Raw genomic sequence first — 18,059 nt, 5'->3', positions numbered from 1 at the left:
TTATTCCTTTGGTATTTGATAGACTAAAATACTCTCATTTTCAAAGACTAAATTCATCATAGGATTATTTCTAAAAACCAACCATTGTATCAAATTACTTTTTAAATAATCAAAATCCATAACAAATTGTATATCTTTAAAAATAAGCTTGGCATCTAAAGTACCATTTTGAATCTTTTTTAAATAAAAATCTTTAAATAACACATATTCTTCTTTTGTTTTTGAATTTGTTTTTTCATATAAAAAAACCCCTTCTTTGATTCTTTTTCCGCTTTCTAAATCTACATTTCTAAAACCATTAATATTTGCCGCTAAAAACAACATTCGCTTAGGTAAAATCCAATAAACTTCCCCTTTAGAATAGCAATTAATCCTAAAATCATTCAAAGCCAATTTCCCCAAGAAAGCCTGTGGTGTCTCTTTTTCTTGTTTTAAAATGATTTCAAAAATCCGATTCCACTGACTTTTTGGAATCTCTTGCATTTTTTGCGCTAAAAGCAAAGAGAGATTCTTGCCTAAAATTTCTGAATGATTAAGTAAAATTTCTGCGATTGGATAATTCACAATCCCAGAATGACGCCCACCATGAAGCAATGTTTGCGCCTGCGTAAAATACTCTAACGCATAGCCATAATCCCACCACACAAAAACAATATCATTTAAACCAAAAGGCAATGCCTTAAAAGCTTCAATTTCTTGGGCTTTTAAAATAGGCTTTGGAATCTCATATTCCAAATTTGCAATCCACATAGCTACTATTCCCGCAAAAACAAGCAAGATGATTTTTAAAAATCTCTGAATAATCCCCAAAAATCCAACAACCAACAACACGCACCCCAAAGCCAAAATGGGTGATAAAAAAAAGCTAAACCGCACACCAAGCTTTAAAGTAGCAAAGCCCAACAATAAAAAAGGAAATAAAAAAATACACAAATAAATAAAATTTTTTCTCACAAGCGAGTAATAAAATCCAAACCCAACAAATCCAATTAATCCCAAAAAAAATAACCCAACTCCCCCACTTCTTTGCATTAAAATTGCAAAATTTGCTTTGCTTGTCTCTAAAATACTCTCCACCACAGAGGCATAAATAAAAGCTTTAGAATATTGAATCTCACCAAACAAATAAGCCTTTAGCTGCGCAATCATCGGATTAAAAAGCCCGAAAAAATACGCATAACCACAAGCAAGACAAAAAACAACCAAAGATATTTTTAATCTCTCGAAATAAAGAGCAATTAATGCTAATAATAAAACAAAAAAACTATAAGGAGAGGGGCTTAAAACAATCAAAAAAAGACTAGAAATAACTAAAATCGGACTTTTAGCTTGTTTAAAAAAAAGAATGTTAAAAAGCTCATAACCCACATACAATAAGAATCCAACCAATAAAAGATTTTGGATTCCATTATGCCAACCAACTGATAAAAATGTAGCAAGACTAAAAAAAACCAAAAAATAAAACTGCCTTTTAACAAGATATTGCCAAAGACAAATGACCGCTAAAAGTGGCAAAGAGAGTATTAGCATATCTGTATCAAAATATCCAGCGCCATTGCGTTGATAAAAATGTGGTGATAATACTCCAAGAATTGCACCCAAAAAAGCAAAAATTTGATTAGTTTTTTTGGTAAGAATCCCCAAATATTCCAAAACTGCAAAAATCAGAAAATACAGCACCACACCAAAACTAGCACTCAAAATAACACTGCTCCATACTAGCGTATTTTCAAGTCCAAAAATTTTTGTCAATATTCCGCCTAAAATAGATAAATAAGGCAAACTCAAATTAAAAGTTTCTAAAAATTCTTTTACCCCTTTGGCATAAAAATAAGAATCATAGGAAGTAAGTATTAAGGTATTTTCAAAAAAATTTTGAGAATCTTTTGAAAGTATCGAATAATCAAAATAGTGGAATAAAAGTGGCAATAAAAAAATGATAAAAAGTAAAATAAAATGCCAGAAAAATGAGTGAGAGATTAATCTAGTAAAAAGGTGATTTTTCAAATTTCTAAGAATAGGAGCGATAAAATCCAAGCCAAAGCTTGGAAATTGATTATCTTTTTGAGAATTGAGGACTTCTTCTTGCTTTTCTTTTACCATATTTTTTGCGCTCAACAACTCTTGAATCTCTCGTAAGCAAACCTTTTGGCTTAAGAATAGCGCGAAAATTTGTATCATAAGCAGCTAATGCTTTTGAAATCCCATGTCGCAATGCTTCTGCTTGTGCAGAATAACCACTTCCCATTGCAGTAGCAACAATATCCACACTCTTTTCTTGCTTAGTAAGAAGCAATGGCTGCATTACTTTCATTTTAATAGCCTCATGACCACCTAACCAATCATTCAAGCTCATACCATTAATGCTAAGCTTTCCACTTCCTGTAGTTAGCCATACTTTAGCAATTGCTGTTTTTCTTTTTCCTGTTGCATAAATCTTTGCCATTTTCTATCCTTACTTTGATACTTGTGCAGTGTGAGGGTGATTTGCATCACAATAAACTTTAAGCTTCTTAATCATTGCCCGACCCAACTTTGTCTTAGGAAGCATACCGCGAACTGCTAATTTATAAAGTTTTTCTGGGTGTTTCTCTAGCATTTCTTTAAGTGTCTTGGATTTTGTGCTTCCAAAATAACCAGAATGTGTAAAATATTCTTTATCATCTAGCTTCATACCACTAAATTTTGCCTTAGGTGCATTAATAACAACGACAAAATCGCCACAATCTACATTTGGAGTATAGCAAGGCTTATGCTTTCCTCTCAATAATGTTGCAACCTCTGTAATAAGGCGTCCAAAAGTTTTTCCCTCTGCATCAAGCACAATCCACTCGCGTTTGATTTCATTGGCTTTTGCCATTTTGGTAATATTCATTGCGTTACCTTTATATAAAATTCATTGATTAAAGCTTGAAATTATAATCAAAAAATATTAATTTTCACTTAAATTAAGTTTTATTTAATTAAAAATTAGCGTTTCTATTAAAATTCTCTAATTATCCGCCCAAATAAAGTTTTTTAATTTCTGGGTTTTGCAAAATATCTTTTGCATCACCATCCATTGTAATTCTACCATTTTCAAGAACATAAGCCCTATTTGCCACTCTCAAAGCTGCAAAGGCATTTTGCTCTACTAATAAAATCGTAATGCCATTCTCCCTTAAATTACTAATAATCTCAAAGAGTTCTCCCACTACTTTAGGTGCTAATCCAAGGCTTGGCTCATCAAGCATCAAAAGCTTTGGCTCACTCATTAACGCTCTAGCAATAGCAAGCATTTGCTGCTCTCCACCACTCATTGTGCCTGCCATTTGTTTATAACGCTCTTTTAAGCGAGGAAAAAGAGAATACATTTTTTCTTTCATTGCTAAAAAATTTTCATCATTATTATAAGCGCCCATTCTCAAATTCTCATCCACACTAAGATTTACAAAAATATGTCTTCCTTCTGGGACAAGCGCGATTCCTCGCTGAATAATTTTATGAGTAGGAATATTTGAAATATCCGCTCCAAAAAAATAAACTTTTCCCTTGGTTTTAACACTATGGACAATTCCATTGAGAGTTGAAGTTTTTCCTGCACCATTGCTTCCAATAAGCGTAATAATCTCGTGCTCTTCAATATGAAAATTAATCCCTTTTAATCCGGCAATTAAGCCATAATAGACTTCTAGATTTTCAATTTTTAGCATAATAATCCCCTAAATATGCAGTAATAACCTGCTTATCATTAATTGCTTCTTGGGGTGTTCCACTAAAGAGCTTTTTACCATAATCTAAAACCAATACTTCAGAACAAAGCTTATTTACAAAAGGCATATCATGTTCAATCAACAACACACTTAAATTAAAGTCTTTTTTCATTTTTAAAATTAACTCACATAATTCTTCGGTTTCTTTTGGATTCATACCTGCTGCAGGTTCATCTAACAAAAGTATTTTAGGATTAGTGGCTAATGCTCTTGCAATTTCAACCTTACGACTATTTCCATAACTCAAAGAATTAGCAGGCAAATTAATCTTATCTCCAAGTCCCAAATATTCTAGCAACTCAATTGCTTTGTTTTTGATTCTTTTTTCTTCTTTAAAATATCTACCCACTCTAAACATTGCTTCAAAAAAACTATATTTTGCTTCATTGTGTAATCCAATCATAACATTCTCTAACACACTCATTGAAGTAAAAAGTCGTATATTTTGAAAAGTTCTTGCTATACCTAAATTAACAATAGTATTAGGTTTAAATCTAGAAATATTTCGCCCACAAAATGTTACTTTGCCACTTGTGGGCTTATAATTAGCAGTAATAATATTAAACATCGTGGTTTTACCCGCACCATTTGGACCAATTAATCCAAAAATCGTATCTTCTTTTACTTTAAAACTTACATTATCAATCGCCTTTAATCCACCAAAAGCAATACTTACATTCTCTAACTCTAGTAATGCCATCACGCTCTCCTGCCAAAGATTCCAAAAAATCTAGGTTTCAAATCCCATATTTCCTTTTTACCCATGATTCCTTCTCTTGCAAAAAGCATAATAACAAGTAAAATCAAAGAGAAAAATACCATTCTTAAACCAGGATAGGTTCCAAAATCTGTCCCAAAAAACACCAAAGGTTGATCTAAAAATCTAAGCCACTCTCCTCCACCAATAACCAAAATGGCACCCAAAATCGCACCACTTGTGCTACCAAGCCCACCAAGCACAATGATAATTAAAAGCTGAAAAGTTAGCTCAAAACCAAAAATTTTAGGATCGATGGTGGTCAATAAAGCTGCCATTAATCCACCTCCAACCCCTTCTAAAAACGCACTCGTAGAAAAGGCAAAAGTTTTGATTTTAAAAGTATTAACACCCATGGCAATAGCAGCATCTTCATCATCTCTGACTGCTTTCATCGCTCTGCCATACTTAGAAGACACAACTTGCAAAATCAAAATAACTGCTGCTACTGCTAAAATACCACTCCAAAAAAGCACGGTAATGTCCGCACCATTTTCAAAAGAATGTTTATAGACAAAAGCCAAAGACTCTTTAAGGAATTCAGGAATATTTGGAGAAGCTATCCAGCCTTGCATTAAACTTCGCAATCCACCCACCACAGAATCAGCATCATTTGGAATCTCATTTAACCCAATTGCGCCATTTGTCCATTCAGGATTATTAATTGCTAAAATTTTAATAATAAAACCAAAACCCAAAGTTACAATAGCCAAATAATCACCTCTTACTCTAAAGACAGGAAAAGCCAACAAAACAGCAATAAAAGCCGCCACTAATCCACTACAAAGCAAAGCAGGAAGCAATTCACTATTCATGCTTAGAACAAAAGGATGTGGATCGGCTAAATCAAACATTCCAAGCTTTGAATCTTCGTCTAAAAGCATTAAAGCTGTAATGTAAGCCCCAATTGCCACAAAGCCATTAGGCTCCAAAGAAAGCTGCCCTGTTACACCATTAATCAAGTTATAGCTCACAGCAAGGATAATAAAAATCAAAATGTTATTAAAAATTCTTAAGACATAATCATTTAAAAAGCATTGTGCTAAAAACAAAACTACAATCACACTAACATAAAGTAAAAAATGCCCACCTAAAGTCGCACTTACAGGGTTTGAATCATAAAATTTCTGCCATTTGTTCATTATCTTAAATCCCCTATTAAAAACGACTTTTTTCTAGACGCCAATCGCCCATGATTCCAACCGGACGGAAAAGCAAAACAAGAATCAAAAATAAAAATGCAAAAGCATCTTTATATCCTCCAAGTTCTGGGAATACAGCCACTGCCATTACTTCAGTAAAGCCCAAAATAAATCCACCAAGCACTGCACCACCCACACTTCCAATTCCACCTAAAACCGCTGCAGCAAAAGCTTTTAAACCAATCATAACTCCCATTAATGGATCAATAGTAGGATAAGAAATGGCATAAAAGATTCCGCCAATCCCTGCTAAAGCACTCCCAATAATAAAAACAAGTCCAATGATATTATTTACATTAATACCCATTAATCGCACTGTATTAATGTCAAATGCGGTGGCTCTAATAGCCATTCCTTGCTTTGTTCGATACAAAAACTGCAACAACACTACCAATAAAAACAAGGTTACTATAGGAACAATTATTGTAATATAAGTGATGCTAATATTAGAAAAACTAAAAGTTTTTGTAAAAAATTCTGGAGAGCTAAAAAAACGTGGAGTTGAACCAAACAAAACATTAAAAATATTTTCCAAAAAGAAACTAACGCCAATTGCGGTAATCAACATGGAGATTCTAGGTGCAGAGCGCAAGGGAAGATAAGCTATTCTATCAATCCCCACTCCCAAAAGCATACAGGCTAAAACTGCAAAAATAACTGAAGCATAAAAAGGGAGCCCAAGGGAGCTTACTGCAAAAAAGCTCAAAAATGCTCCAACCATAATAATATCAGCATGAGCAAAGTTAATCAAACGCAAACACCCATAAACCATTGTATAACCAATGGCTATAAGCGCATACATACTCCCAAGACTCAATCCATTAATACATTGTTGTATAAAAGTCAAAATATCCAAAATATTACCTTATGGTTCAATTGTTGTTTTATAAACTAATTTACCATTTTGAACTTGATTAATAACAGCGCTACGGATTGCCTCACCATTTTGAAGTGAAAATTTACCACTAATTCCTTCATAATCTTTTACATTGCGAATCTTATCATTAATACATACCCGATCTTGAGCCCCACATTCTTCAATAGCAGCCACTGCTATTCCATAAGCATCTGCAAGCATAGCACTAAAAGTGCTTACAGGTTCATTATAAGTGGCTTCATATTCTTTGATAAACGCCTCGCCTTTGGGTGTTTGCTTAGAACTTGTAGAATAATAATCAGTTACCATATAACCTTCACCCGCTTCTTTTGCTACATCAAAAAAGATTTGATTAGAAACTAATCCATCACCACCAATTGTAGGGATTGAGATTCCAAGCTGTTTGGCTTGTAAAGCAATCAAAGCACCTTCATTGTAATAAATTGGCAAATATAAAACATCAGGATTAGCCGCTTTAATGCTTGAAAGTTGCGCTTTGAAGTCTTTAGTTCCTGCTTGAGCATTTGTTTCAATTACAATTTGTCCGCCTAGCTTTTTAAACTGATTCCTAAAAGACTTTGTTAGCCCTATAGAATAATCACTGCTATTATCAAATAATATTGCAGCTTTCTTGGCTCCTAAATCTTTAAAAGCTAAATTTGCCGCTATAATCCCTTGGAAACTATCTGCAAAAGAGATTCTTGAAACAAATTTTTTACCCTTTGTTACTCTATCATTAGTTGCAACTGGTGCAATAAGTGGGGTTTGATTATCATCGGCAATCTTTGTCATAGCAAGTGCATTAGTTGAAATCATAGGACCAATAACAACACTAACCTTATCACTAGAAACTAGCTTTTGCATAGCATTAGCCGATTCAATCTTATCGCTTTTATTATCCACAAAAACAATCTTAATAGGATCTCCATTTTTTGTTTTATTTTGTGCTTTATAAGCAAGATCAATCCCACGCTTACCAAGCTCACCAAAACCACCAACGGCACCACTAACAGGCAACACAACACCAATTTTAACTTCTTCTGCAAACATAAAACTACTTGCTAAAGCCATTGATAAAAAAATCTTTTTCATTTGAACAACTCCCAAAATATTTTTAAAAGCTCTTATTGTAAAAAGCCTTACTTTAAAATATTCTTTAAAAACATAAAGTTTTGTGATTATTTTATTTGAAGTATTACAATTTTATGATATTTTTGCTTAATTTTCTACTTCACAGCATTTTTAAACTCTAATATAAATTTCAAATTTCTATATTAATTCCTTTAAAACTCCCTTTAAATTTTATTGGTATAATTTTGCACTTTATACTCTATATTTCTAAAGGATATAAAACATGTTACTTTTTACTCCAGGACCTACTCCTACCCCTGAATTTGTGCGTCTTGCAATGAGTGCTCCAACTATTCATCATCGTACACAAGAATTTGAAGAAATTTTTGCTACCACAAGGAATCTTCTTAAAGAAATGCTAAAAACACAAGAAGTTTTAATGCTTGCAAGCTCTGGAAGTGGAGCAATGGAAGCGTGTGTAACCTCGCTTTGCGAAAACAAACTTCTTAGCATTAATAGTGGAAAATTTGGAGAAAGATTTGGAAAAATCGCCAATAGCTTTGGAATCCCTTGTATTGAAATCAAAAATCCATGGGATATTCCTGCAAGTCTAGATTCGGTAATGGAAGCCTTAAACAATAATCCCGAAATTGATGCTTTTTGTATCCAAGTGTGTGAGAGTGCAGGTGGCTTAAGACATTCTTATGAAATTATTGCCAAAGCCATTAAAGACTTTAATCCTGAAATTATGGTTATTGTTGATGGAATCACGGCTATGGGAGTAGAACCGCTTGATGTTAGTTGTGTTGATGCACTCATCGGTGGTTCGCAAAAGGCTTTTATGCTCCCTCCTGGTATGAGTATTATAGGACTTAGTCAAAAGGCTATTGAAAAAATAGAAAGACGCAATGTGGGATTCTATTTCAATCTTAAAACCGAACTTAAAAATCAAATAAAAAATACTACTGCTTGGACAGCACCAACAACCATCATCATAGGACTTTGTGCGTTTTTACAAGAGGCAAAAAGAATCGGCTTTGAAAATATTTATAAAGACACCAAAGCAAGATCTCTAGCTTGCGATACAGCATTAGAGGGAATTAATTTAAGAATCTATCCTACAATACCCGCCCTTGCAATGACTACAATTGCCGATGAACAAAGTGATGAGATTAGAAAGATTCTTAAAAATGAATTTTCTGTTAATATAGCTGGAGGACAAGATCATCTAAAGGGTAAAATCTTTAGAATCAATCATATGGGAATGGTGCCTTTAAGTGAAATTTCTTGGGTTATTAATGCTATTGAATTAAGCCTTGAAAAAATTGGGCGACGCAAGTTTAATGGTTTTGCCAATCAAATTTTCCTAGAACAATATTATAAAATCAAAAATCAAGGGCAAAAATGAAAATCTTAGTTACAGGAACGGCAGGATTTATTGGTTCATTTCTTGCATTGAAGCTTATTCAAAGAGGAGATGAAGTCATTGGACTTGACTGCATTAATGATTATTATGATATAAAAATCAAATATGGCAGACTACAAAATGCCGGAATTTTACAAGAAAAAATTGCATACAATACTCTTATTCAAAGTGAGAAATATCCCAATTATCGCTTTATCAACCTCAAATTAGAAGATAAAGAGAAACTTTTTTCGCTCTTTGAAAAAGAAAAGTTTGATAAAGTTTGTAATCTTGCTGCACAAGCTGGGGTGCGGTATTCTTTGGTTAATCCATATGCCTATATTGATAGCAATATTGTAGGCTTTGTAAATATTTTAGAAGCTTGCAGACATCATAACATTAAACATTTAGCCTATGCTTCAAGCTCTTCGGTGTATGGGCTTAATGAATCAATGCCTTTTAGCACAAGCGATAATGTAGATCATCCTATTAGTCTTTATGCAGCAAGTAAAAAAAGTAATGAATTAATGGCTCACACTTACTCTTACCTTTTCAATCTTCCTACAACTGGATTACGATTTTTCACCGTTTATGGTCCTTGGGGGCGTCCTGATATGGCATTATTTCTCTTTACCAAAGCCATTTTAGAAGATAAACCCATTGATGTTTTTAATCACGGAGAAATGCTAAGAGATTTTACTTATATTGATGACATTGTAGAGGGTGTTGTAAGAGTGATTGATAATGTCCCTACGCCAAATCCACAATGGAATGGCAAGAATCCAGATCCACACAGCTCAAAAGCACCTTATAAAATCTATAATATTGGCAATAACAATCCCGTTAAACTGATGGATTTTATTGAAGCTATTGAAAAAGAAGTTGGCAAAGTTGCTAAGAAAAATATGCTCCCTCTACAAGCCGGGGATGTCCCTGCGACTTATGCTAATGTCGATGACTTAGTTAGTGAGCTAAACTACAAACCTAACACTTCCATTCAAACAGGAATTAAAAACTTTGTAAAATGGTATCGAGAATTTTTTGAAGTCTAATTTTAAATCTCTCTTTAATCGAGAGATTTAAAGATTAATCCAAATTAGAGAGTTGCACTCTTTTCTGCAGCAAGATTATCAAGGTATTTGATTACATTGTTACTTTCAATTTCTGCCTGTTTGAAATATTTACTAATTTCTTCCATGCAATTTTTGGTTCCACCATGGCTTTTCATAACTTCATAACCCGCAATGATATTGTCATGAACACCTTGATGTGGTGCTTCAAGAAGTGGATAACTAGGCAATGTAGAATAATATTCTTTACCATTTCCGCTATCATACCATTTACCCAAACGACAATCATGATGACCAACAAATTTAACCTCCATATCTTCAGTAAAGACAGCACTGTAACCATTAATCTTAAAGAGTAAGTGATCAAGCTTAACAAGCCCTATAAAAGTTGTAGTTAAAATTTGTTGTGTTCCTTGACTAATTTGAGCTGCTGAACTTTGAATTTTTTCTAAAGTTTCATTTTGTGTCCCCAAAACTTCCATTTCTTTAATAATTTCATCGGTAGAAGTTTGCACTTCTGAGAAGTTTTGTTGCACCACTTGAATATTCATCTCAATTTCTTTGGTTGCTTTTTGTGTGCGTTCTGCCAATTTTCTTACCTCATCAGCAACAACCGCAAATCCTCTGCCGTGTTCCCCTGCCCTTGCTGCTTCAATAGCTGCATTCAAGGCAAGAAGGTTAGTTTGATCAGAAATATCAGTGATAAGGGAAATTACACTAGAGATAGCTGTAAAATCATTTTGCACTTGTGTAATCATATTATTAAAATCAGAAAGTTTGGCTGTCATATTTGAAAGCCCTTCAATCATAACACTTTGAGTTTGAGTTGTATGTTTAATATTCTCAGTCGCAAAATCTTTAGCACTATAAAGTAAATCCACAGATTTTGCAAAATCATCTTGTAAAGTTTTAAGATTTGTGCTACAACTCTTTGCCAATCTCAAAGTCATATCTTTAAAAATTTCAATATCACTATCGTTATGTTCTTCATTTTTGGAGTTTGCTTCAATTTGCTCTTGCAAATTTCTATTTTCCTCTTTCAACTTTTGAATTTCAGCTCTCAAAAGCTTATTTTCCTCCAATGCCTTTTGCAATTCCGCTTTACATTTCCCATCAAACATTAACACTTCTCCTTAAAATAAAATACTTTGCACCCTTAAAAAAAATCTTAAAGATACCACTACCAAATGCGCCAAATACGCTTGGACTTGTGGATTCTAACTAATATTTAATTAAAATAGTTTTAATTCACACTTAAGAATCAAACTTAAATTTAGGTTAAATAATTTTTAACAAAAATTCTAAGCAAATTTTATAGTTTTTTTGGATTTAATATTAGCATTATTTTAATTTTTGGAGTTTAATATGGATTATAGAAGCGAACATGACACAATGGGCGAAGTTAAAGTTCCTAATGATAAATATTGGGGCGCACAAACACAACGGAGTTTTGAAAACTTTAAAATTGGGATTGAAAAAATGCCAAAAGAGCTTATTTATGCTTTTGCTCACCTTAAAAAATCCCTTGCAATTGTCAATTGCAAACTAAAAAAATTGCCAGAAAACAAAAAAAATGCCATCGCTCAAGCGTGTGATGAAATTATTGCGGGTAAATTTGATGATAATTTCCCACTAGCAATTTGGCAAACTGGCTCTGGCACACAAAGTAACATGAATCTTAATGAAGTCATAGCAAATCGTGCCACAGAAATTTTAGGGGGTGATTTCAGAAAAGAAAAACTTATCCACCCAAATGATCATGTTAATATGTCTCAAAGTTCTAATGATACTTTTCCAACTGCAATGAGCATAGTTGCTGTTACGCAAGTAGAGAAAAAATTGATTCCCGCAATTGATACACTTATAAACACATTTAAACAAAAAGTGGAAGATTTTAAAGAGATTATTAAAATTGGTAGAACACATTTACAAGATGCAACTCCACTCACTTTAGGTCAAGAGTTTAGTGGTTATCTCTCTATGCTAGAGCATTCTAAAACCCAAATCCTTTCTTCTTTGCCCAGTTTAAGAGAATTAGCTATCGGTGGAACAGCCGTAGGAACAGGACTTAATGCACATCCGCAATTAAGCGAAATGGTAAGCGAAGAATTAAGTCAATTATTGGGCACAAAATTCATCTCTAGTCCCAACAAATTTCACGCCCTAACAAGCCACGATGCAATTAACTTCACTCATGGCGCAATGAAAGGTCTAGCTGCTAATTTAATGAAAATTGCAAACGACATTCGCTGGCTTTCAAGTGGTCCTAGATGTGGTCTTGGAGAAATCAATATCCCAGAAAATGAACCTGGAAGCTCTATAATGCCTGGTAAAGTCAATCCCACTCAATGTGAAGCCATTACAATGGTAGCTGTGCAAGTTATGGGCAATGATACAGCCATTGGTTTTGCAGCAAGTCAAGGTAATTTTGAACTCAATGTCTTTAAGCCTGTTATTATCTATAATTTCCTTCAAAGTCTTGATTTACTTGCTGATTCAATCCTTTCTTTTAATCTCCATTGTGCCATTGGAATCGCTGCTAATAAAGAAAAAATTGATTATAATTTACACAATTCATTAATGTTAGTAACTGCCTTAAATCCACACATCGGATATGAAAATGCTGCTAAAGTAGCCAAAAACGCACACAAAAAAGGAATCTCACTCAAAGAAAGTGCTAAGGAATTAGGATTAGTTAGCGAAGAAGATTTTAATCAATATGTTGATCCTAGCAAAATGATTGGACCTAAAGCTTAAATTTAAGGGATTATTCCCTTAAATAACCTTACATTAATCTCTCCTGGCATTTGCGTTTTGCAATTCTTTCTCTTCTTCCTCAATAGACTTAATAATTTCTTCATAAGTCTCTAGCGAGAGCTTGGCTTGTTCTTCATCAATTTTTCCCATCACATAGCCAATATGCAAAAGCACATAATCCCCAACATTCACTTCTTCATTCATCAAATCCAAACTCGCTTCACGAGTTACCCCAAGTGTGTCTAATGTAGCAGTGTTAGTATCTAAATTAATAGCAATCACTTTAGAAGGTATGGCTAGACACATAGTTTTTCTCCTTACTTGATTTTAAAAATTCACAAAATTCTCTTATAGAATCAGAGTTATTTTTTGAGATTAAAAACAAAGGAATCTCTTTTTTAAGCTTTTCTAAATCCTCTTTAACTCGTGAAATTTGAAATTCAAAAACCTCTATTAAATCACTCTTAGAAATCACCACTGCATCTGCACACAAAAAGATTGTAGGATATTTCAAGACCTTGTCATCACCCTCTGAAGTAGAAAGCAAAACAATATTCATATTTGCTCCCAAATCATAACTTGCAGGACACACCAAATTACCCACATTCTCTATAAACAAAAATTTTTTAAAATCTCCTTGTTCTTGCAATTTCTCCAAAGCATCTTTAACCATTAATGCTTCCAAATGGCAAGCCTCACCTGTTGTAATCTGATAAGCATTTACTCCATATTTTGCCAATCTCTCTGCATCGCGATTAGTTTGCAAATCTCCTTCTATCACACTAAAATCCAACAATTGATTCTTAGCAATGTTTTCTAACAAGGTTGTTTTACCACTTCCAGGAGAGCTCATAAGATTCACTACAAATAAATCATTGTTTTGATAAGTTTGTCTTAGCTTAATTGCTTCTTCATCATTTTTTGAGAGAATCCGCATACCCACTTCAATACTTTTTTTACTAAGATTATCCATAAAACACCTTAGATTCTAAAAATTTCGCCAGCGATTTTATCAAAAATAAAATAACTTCTTGCTTTTTTATCACAAATTAGCTAAATTACCATTTTTTTAAAAGCAATTATCATTTTATTTATTGAGGCAAAATTAATGAATATTCAAATTTCAAATGAAGCTAATCTTCCAACACAATTTGGAAATTTTAAGATACGATCTTTTAGAGAAACCAAAATAATATCCGATGAAACTTATTTACTTGAGCACCTTGTTATCAAAACCAAAGAGATTCCACAAAATCCCCTAGTTAGAGTGCATTCAGAATGCTTAACTGGAGATGCGCTAGGAAGCTTAAAATGCGATTGTGGTGGAGAATTGCAAGAAGCGCTAAAACTCATCGCCAAAGAACAAGGAATGGTAATCTATCTGCGCCAAGAAGGTCGTGGAATAGGACTTTTTAACAAGGTTAATGCCTATGCGCTACAAGATGAAGGACTAGATACTCTAGAAGCTAATTTAAAATTAGGTTTCAAAGGCGATGAGAGAGATTATTCCATTGTAAAAACCATTTTAGAATATTACAATCTTACAAAAATCCGCCTTCTTACAAACAATCCTACAAAAATTAATTATTTCTCAAGCTTTATAGAAGTAGAGCGCGCACCTATTATTATTCCTTGCAATAAACACAATGCACATTACCTTGAAGTCAAAAAAGAAAAAATGGGTCATCTTCTCTAAAGGCAAACTATGCAAGAAAAAATTTCATACTTACAAGCTAAAGAAATCCTAAATTCGCAAAATATCTACCCTAAAGGTATAGAGAGAGTTTTTTTGCACGAATCACTAAACAGAATCCTCTCACAAGATATTTTTGCTCCTAATGATATGCCCATACTTAATCTCTCTAATATGGACGGATATGCAATTTATTCTGCTATGTTAAAAAACATTAATGAGTGCTTTGAAATCTTACAAGAAAATCCAGCAGGAAACAAAGAAATCTTAGAACTTCCTACCAACAAACCTTGCGCGATAAAAACTTTCACAGGTGCAACAATCCCCAAAAACGCTGATATACTCGTGCCAATAGAATGGGCAGAAATCAAGGGTAATCACATCATTATCAAGCAGATTCCAAAAATAGGAGAATTTATCCGCAAAAAAGGTGATAACTACAAAAAAGGCGAAAAACTTCTCTCTAAAGGAACGAAAATAAATTCTCATCATATCGGACTTTTAGCAAGTCTCAATCAAGTCTTTGTCGAAGTCTATGAAAGACCAAAAGTGGGGATTTTAGTCAATGGAAATGAAATTTTAGAGCTTGGAGAAAGTAAGGATTCTCCAAATTCCATTTACAATGCAAATGGACATTTACTTTATGCAAAGATTCTAGAAAATGGCGGAATCCCAAAGCTATACCCGATTTTAAAAGACGACAAAGAGCAAATCCAATCTTGCCTCCAAACCGCGCTAAGAGAATGCGATTTAATTCTCTCTACAGGGGGTGCAAGTGTTGGGGATTATGATTTTATTAGGCAAATTTCACAGCAACAAAAAGAACAAGTAGTTTTTAGAGGAGTGCGTATTAAACCAGGTCAGCATGTTCTTTATGCACATTTTGGGGGGAAGCAGTTTTTTGGATTACCGGGTTTTCCAAACTCCACCCTAGTAACTTTTGAACTTTTTGTAAAAATCATTCTAGCAAAACTTTGTGGCAGCAAGCCTTACCAAGAATCCATTCAAATAACTTTAGATGAAGATTTGCAAAAAAATGATTCAAGATTAGAATTTAGAGTGTGCAATATAAGGAATCAAGCAGGGATTTTTAGCATTGATTTTCTTGGCAAAAAAGACTTTCAAAGTGCTATTTTAAATAATTTTTGTCCTTTAGATAATTCAAGGGTTGGCTTAGCAATCCTAGAAAACCAAACCACAAAAGGCAAATCAATTGAAGTCTTGCTTTTATAAGACTTCCCCGCTCCCTTACTTTTAGCGATTAAAAAACAATTTAATTAAAACATTAAGGCTAGGATTATTAAGCTATGTTTTAATTTGTTTATTACTCAATAAAAATTAATTTGGTTATAATTAGTGAATTAAATTTTTTAGTTTTATATTGATTTGCTAGTCAAGTAAATTATAATATCGAGGTGGAAAAAAAAGAATCCACCCCTTTTGCAAATTCTGCTTTAAATCCTTATTTAATCCCTTTTAAAAAGCCTTTAAAAGAAGGCATAAAAGATAATCCTGCTTTTAAAGACAATATCGAGCAATTTATTGAGGGGGTTTCTTTTCAAGATTTTGATATTCTAAAAATCATCAAAGGTGCAAAAAATTTTGAAGAAGCTATGGAAAAAATCCAAAATGCAACTAATGGGGAACAATTAGAATTTTTAGAAAGTGAATTTGCTAAAGCCATAGCCAATGCAAAAATCTATGGGGCACTCAATGCTTGAGTTTGATTTCAAAGAAGAACCAAAGGTAAATATGGAGTTTTTAAAACAAAAAATTCCTACCACCACTTTTAATTATGATGAATTAATGCACGAAGCACACTTGAGGGCTTTTAGCATTGCTAAAATAATGCAACTTGATTTGCTAAAAGATATGCAAGATTCACTGCTTAAAGCACAAAAAGAAGGAATGAGCTTTGAATCTTGGAAAAAAGAAATTAAGCCAAATTTAGCCAAAAAGGGTTGGCTAGGCAAAACAGAGGTAATAGATAAAACAACTGGGGAAATCAAAATTATCAATGTTAATAACAGACGATTAAAAAATATCTACAACACTAATATGCGAAGTGCAAATGCTCAAGGTAGAGCCAAAGAGCAGTATGCAAGAAAAGGGAAAGTGTATTTACGCTATGTGGCTATTATGGATGGATTAACTAGAGAATCACATGCTAAATTACATGGCACTATCTTGCCTAGAGAAGATGGCTTTTGGAGTAGCAATTACCCGCCCAATGATTGGGGTTGTCGGTGTTATGTGCAATCCCTAAGCCAAGCAGAACTTAAAACAAAAGGGCTCAAAGTCTCTCCAAAAGCACCAGAGTTTAAAGCTCATAAGGATTGGAATTATGACACAAGGAATCTAAAGGGTGATGAGGGAATTAGGCAAATTATTGAATATAAGGCTAAGAGATATGCTAATAACCCTGCATTACTTCAATCTCTAAACAATTTAAAAGAGGAAATTAAGCAGGCAGAAAAAAACTACCTTGCTATTAAAAGTTTAAGACAAAAAGCAATAAAGAGTGAAGAGTATGACAAAGAATTTCTAAGTATTGCCAAAACACCAATATCTCTACAAAAGGCACTAGGAAGCAAAGCAAAAGAAGTCTATTTAAGCGGCTATACGCTAAGGACACACACGCACCATGATAATGTAGGAGAGTTTGATTATTCACTCTTACCTTTTTTGCTAAAGGATTCTAATGTGTATAAAACACAAAAGGGGAACAAAGATAATCACATTTTATATTTTAGCTATTTTGGGGATTATTATAAAGCAGTATTTAAAAAGAGCGTTATTGATGAAATCTTTTTGCAAAGTCTTATAAAAAGCAATAGCGGTAAATTTTAGGCTACCCCAAGCCTAGCATAAAGGGGATAACAATCCGTCTGTTATCGTTACTTCTCACCATTAGCTTATTTGGGGCGAAATAAGGTGTGGACTATACACCACTGCGGACGAAACCTTTATGTTTTAATTATATCACAAAGGATTTAACAATGCAAACCATTTCCCTAAAAGAATTCCAAAAACGCCTTTCTAACCTTGCAAAAGACTTTAATAACAAAAAAGAAATCCTAAATGAAATCGGAATCCTAACTAAAAATAAAAGTGAAGAATCCTTTGAAAAACAAAGTAGCCCTTTTGGAGAGAGATGGAAAGCGAATGCACCTGCCACCCTAGCACAAAAAAGAGGGAATAAAATCCTTACTCAAAGTGGGCTTTTACGCACAAGCCTAACTTACAAACTAGGAAATCAAAGCGTAACCATTGGAACCAACAAAGAATATGCATCTATTGGGAATTAAACTTAAAAGCATATGGACAATTAGGTAAAACTGATCAAGATGTTACAAGCATTGCTGGTATCAACACTTCAGACTTTGATCAAAAATTCTTTGGATTGAGTGCAAATGTAGGTAAAGTATTTGATTTTAGTAATAGCTGGTTTGTAAAACCATTTGCAGGAGTAAAT

At 33.5% G+C, this 18,059-nt stretch carries 19 protein-coding genes and 1 pseudogene; 9 read left to right on the top strand and 11 right to left on the bottom strand.

The genetic code is table 11. The annotated features are described in order from the left end of the window. From MKD52_RS03535 to MKD52_RS03500, 8 genes are all read right to left on the bottom strand, one after another. A complete protein-coding gene (locus MKD52_RS03535) occupies positions 1–2,103 on the bottom strand; it encodes a dolichyl-diphosphooligosaccharide--protein glycosyltransferase subunit STT3 (RefSeq protein ID WP_242099265.1) in 2,103 nt (700 codons plus the stop codon). After that, complete coding sequence (rpsI, locus tag MKD52_RS03530) at positions 2,057–2,446, bottom strand: 30S ribosomal protein S9 (RefSeq protein ID WP_112058053.1); 390 nt, start codon at positions 2,444–2,446, stop codon at positions 2,057–2,059. Before rpsI ends, MKD52_RS03535 begins: the two co-directional genes overlap by 47 nt. A gap of 9 nt (positions 2,447–2,455) precedes the next feature. Next, positions 2,456–2,875: a 50S ribosomal protein L13 gene (gene rplM / locus MKD52_RS03525; protein WP_112058052.1), complete on the bottom strand. Its 420-nt coding sequence runs from the start codon at positions 2,873–2,875 to the stop codon at positions 2,456–2,458. Between the two features lie 121 nt (positions 2,876–2,996). Further along, a complete protein-coding gene (locus MKD52_RS03520; protein WP_242099264.1) occupies positions 2,997–3,692 on the bottom strand; it encodes an ABC transporter ATP-binding protein in 696 nt (231 codons plus the stop codon). Further along, positions 3,679–4,452, bottom strand: a complete 774-nt coding sequence (locus MKD52_RS03515; protein WP_242099263.1) for an ABC transporter ATP-binding protein — start codon at positions 4,450–4,452, stop codon at positions 3,679–3,681. Before MKD52_RS03515 ends, MKD52_RS03520 begins: the two co-directional genes overlap by 14 nt. Further along, a complete protein-coding gene (locus MKD52_RS03510; RefSeq protein ID WP_242099262.1) occupies positions 4,452–5,651 on the bottom strand; it encodes a branched-chain amino acid ABC transporter permease in 1,200 nt (399 codons plus the stop codon). The genes MKD52_RS03515 and MKD52_RS03510 overlap by 1 nt, the downstream gene beginning before the upstream one ends. Positions 5,652–5,667: 16 nt before the next feature. Beyond that, on the bottom strand, positions 5,668–6,567 hold the full coding sequence (locus MKD52_RS03505; RefSeq protein ID WP_112058048.1) for a branched-chain amino acid ABC transporter permease: 900 nt from the start codon (positions 6,565–6,567) through the stop codon (positions 5,668–5,670). 9 nt (positions 6,568–6,576) lie between these two features. Next, entirely contained in the window at positions 6,577–7,680 is a 1,104-nt protein-coding gene (locus MKD52_RS03500; RefSeq protein WP_242099261.1) for an ABC transporter substrate-binding protein, read from the bottom strand. Between the two features lie 262 nt (positions 7,681–7,942). Between MKD52_RS03500 and MKD52_RS03495 the strand changes: the two genes are divergently transcribed. Both MKD52_RS03495 and MKD52_RS03490 read left to right on the top strand, forming a co-directional pair. Next, entirely contained in the window at positions 7,943–9,067 is a 1,125-nt protein-coding gene (locus MKD52_RS03495; RefSeq protein ID WP_112058046.1) for an alanine--glyoxylate aminotransferase family protein, read from the top strand. Further along, complete coding sequence (locus MKD52_RS03490; RefSeq protein ID WP_112058045.1) at positions 9,064–10,116, top strand: NAD-dependent epimerase; 1,053 nt, start codon at positions 9,064–9,066, stop codon at positions 10,114–10,116. Before MKD52_RS03495 ends, MKD52_RS03490 begins: the two co-directional genes overlap by 4 nt. Positions 10,117–10,160: 44 nt before the next feature. Here MKD52_RS03490 and MKD52_RS08580 read toward each other — a convergent pair whose 3' ends face one another. Next, positions 10,161–11,255 (bottom strand): methyl-accepting chemotaxis protein, encoded by a 1,095-nt coding sequence (locus tag MKD52_RS08580; RefSeq protein WP_112058044.1) that lies wholly within the window; start codon positions 11,253–11,255, stop codon positions 10,161–10,163. A gap of 244 nt (positions 11,256–11,499) precedes the next feature. Here MKD52_RS08580 and fumC point away from each other — a divergent pair, with 244 nt between their 5' ends. After that, positions 11,500–12,891 carry a class II fumarate hydratase gene (fumC, locus tag MKD52_RS03475; protein ID WP_242099260.1) on the top strand — a complete coding sequence of 464 codons (1,392 nt, stop codon included), beginning with the start codon at positions 11,500–11,502 and terminating at the stop codon, positions 12,889–12,891. Positions 12,892–12,924: 33 nt separating this feature from the next. On the opposite strand, the gene MKD52_RS03470 is transcribed toward fumC, so the two are convergent. Further along, positions 12,925–13,197, bottom strand: coding sequence for a HypC/HybG/HupF family hydrogenase formation chaperone (locus MKD52_RS03470; RefSeq protein WP_112058042.1), 273 nt, complete (start codon positions 13,195–13,197; stop codon positions 12,925–12,927). Further along, a complete protein-coding gene (hypB, locus tag MKD52_RS03465; RefSeq protein ID WP_242099259.1) occupies positions 13,175–13,864 on the bottom strand; it encodes a hydrogenase nickel incorporation protein HypB in 690 nt (229 codons plus the stop codon). Before hypB ends, MKD52_RS03470 begins: the two co-directional genes overlap by 23 nt. A gap of 135 nt (positions 13,865–13,999) precedes the next feature. On the opposite strand from hypB, the gene ribA reads away from it, so the two are divergent. The 6 genes and pseudogenes from ribA to MKD52_RS03435 all read left to right on the top strand — a co-directional run. Next, a complete protein-coding gene (gene ribA / locus MKD52_RS03460; RefSeq protein WP_112058040.1) occupies positions 14,000–14,587 on the top strand; it encodes a GTP cyclohydrolase II in 588 nt (195 codons plus the stop codon). 9 nt (positions 14,588–14,596) lie between these two features. Then, entirely contained in the window at positions 14,597–15,817 is a 1,221-nt protein-coding gene (locus MKD52_RS03455) for a molybdopterin molybdotransferase MoeA (protein ID WP_242099258.1), read from the top strand. A gap of 182 nt (positions 15,818–15,999) precedes the next feature. Next, positions 16,000–16,305: a hypothetical protein gene (locus MKD52_RS03450; RefSeq protein ID WP_242099257.1), complete on the top strand. Its 306-nt coding sequence runs from the start codon at positions 16,000–16,002 to the stop codon at positions 16,303–16,305. Beyond that, on the top strand, positions 16,298–17,434 hold the full coding sequence (locus MKD52_RS03445) for a phage minor head protein (protein ID WP_242099256.1): 1,137 nt from the start codon (positions 16,298–16,300) through the stop codon (positions 17,432–17,434). The genes MKD52_RS03450 and MKD52_RS03445 overlap by 8 nt, the downstream gene beginning before the upstream one ends. A gap of 149 nt (positions 17,435–17,583) precedes the next feature. Beyond that, positions 17,584–17,892: a phage virion morphogenesis protein gene (locus tag MKD52_RS03440; protein ID WP_242099255.1), complete on the top strand. Its 309-nt coding sequence runs from the start codon at positions 17,584–17,586 to the stop codon at positions 17,890–17,892. After that, positions 17,886–18,059 (top strand): annotated as a pseudogene (locus MKD52_RS03435) (autotransporter domain-containing protein); the annotation flags it as partial. The gene MKD52_RS03440 and the pseudogene MKD52_RS03435, both read left to right, overlap by 7 nt.

Source organism: Helicobacter sp. CaF467b (assembly GCF_022664765.1).
Classification (GTDB): domain Bacteria; phylum Campylobacterota; class Campylobacteria; order Campylobacterales; family Helicobacteraceae; genus Helicobacter_D; species Helicobacter_D colisuis.
This window is presented reverse-complemented; position numbering and strand designations above follow the sequence as displayed.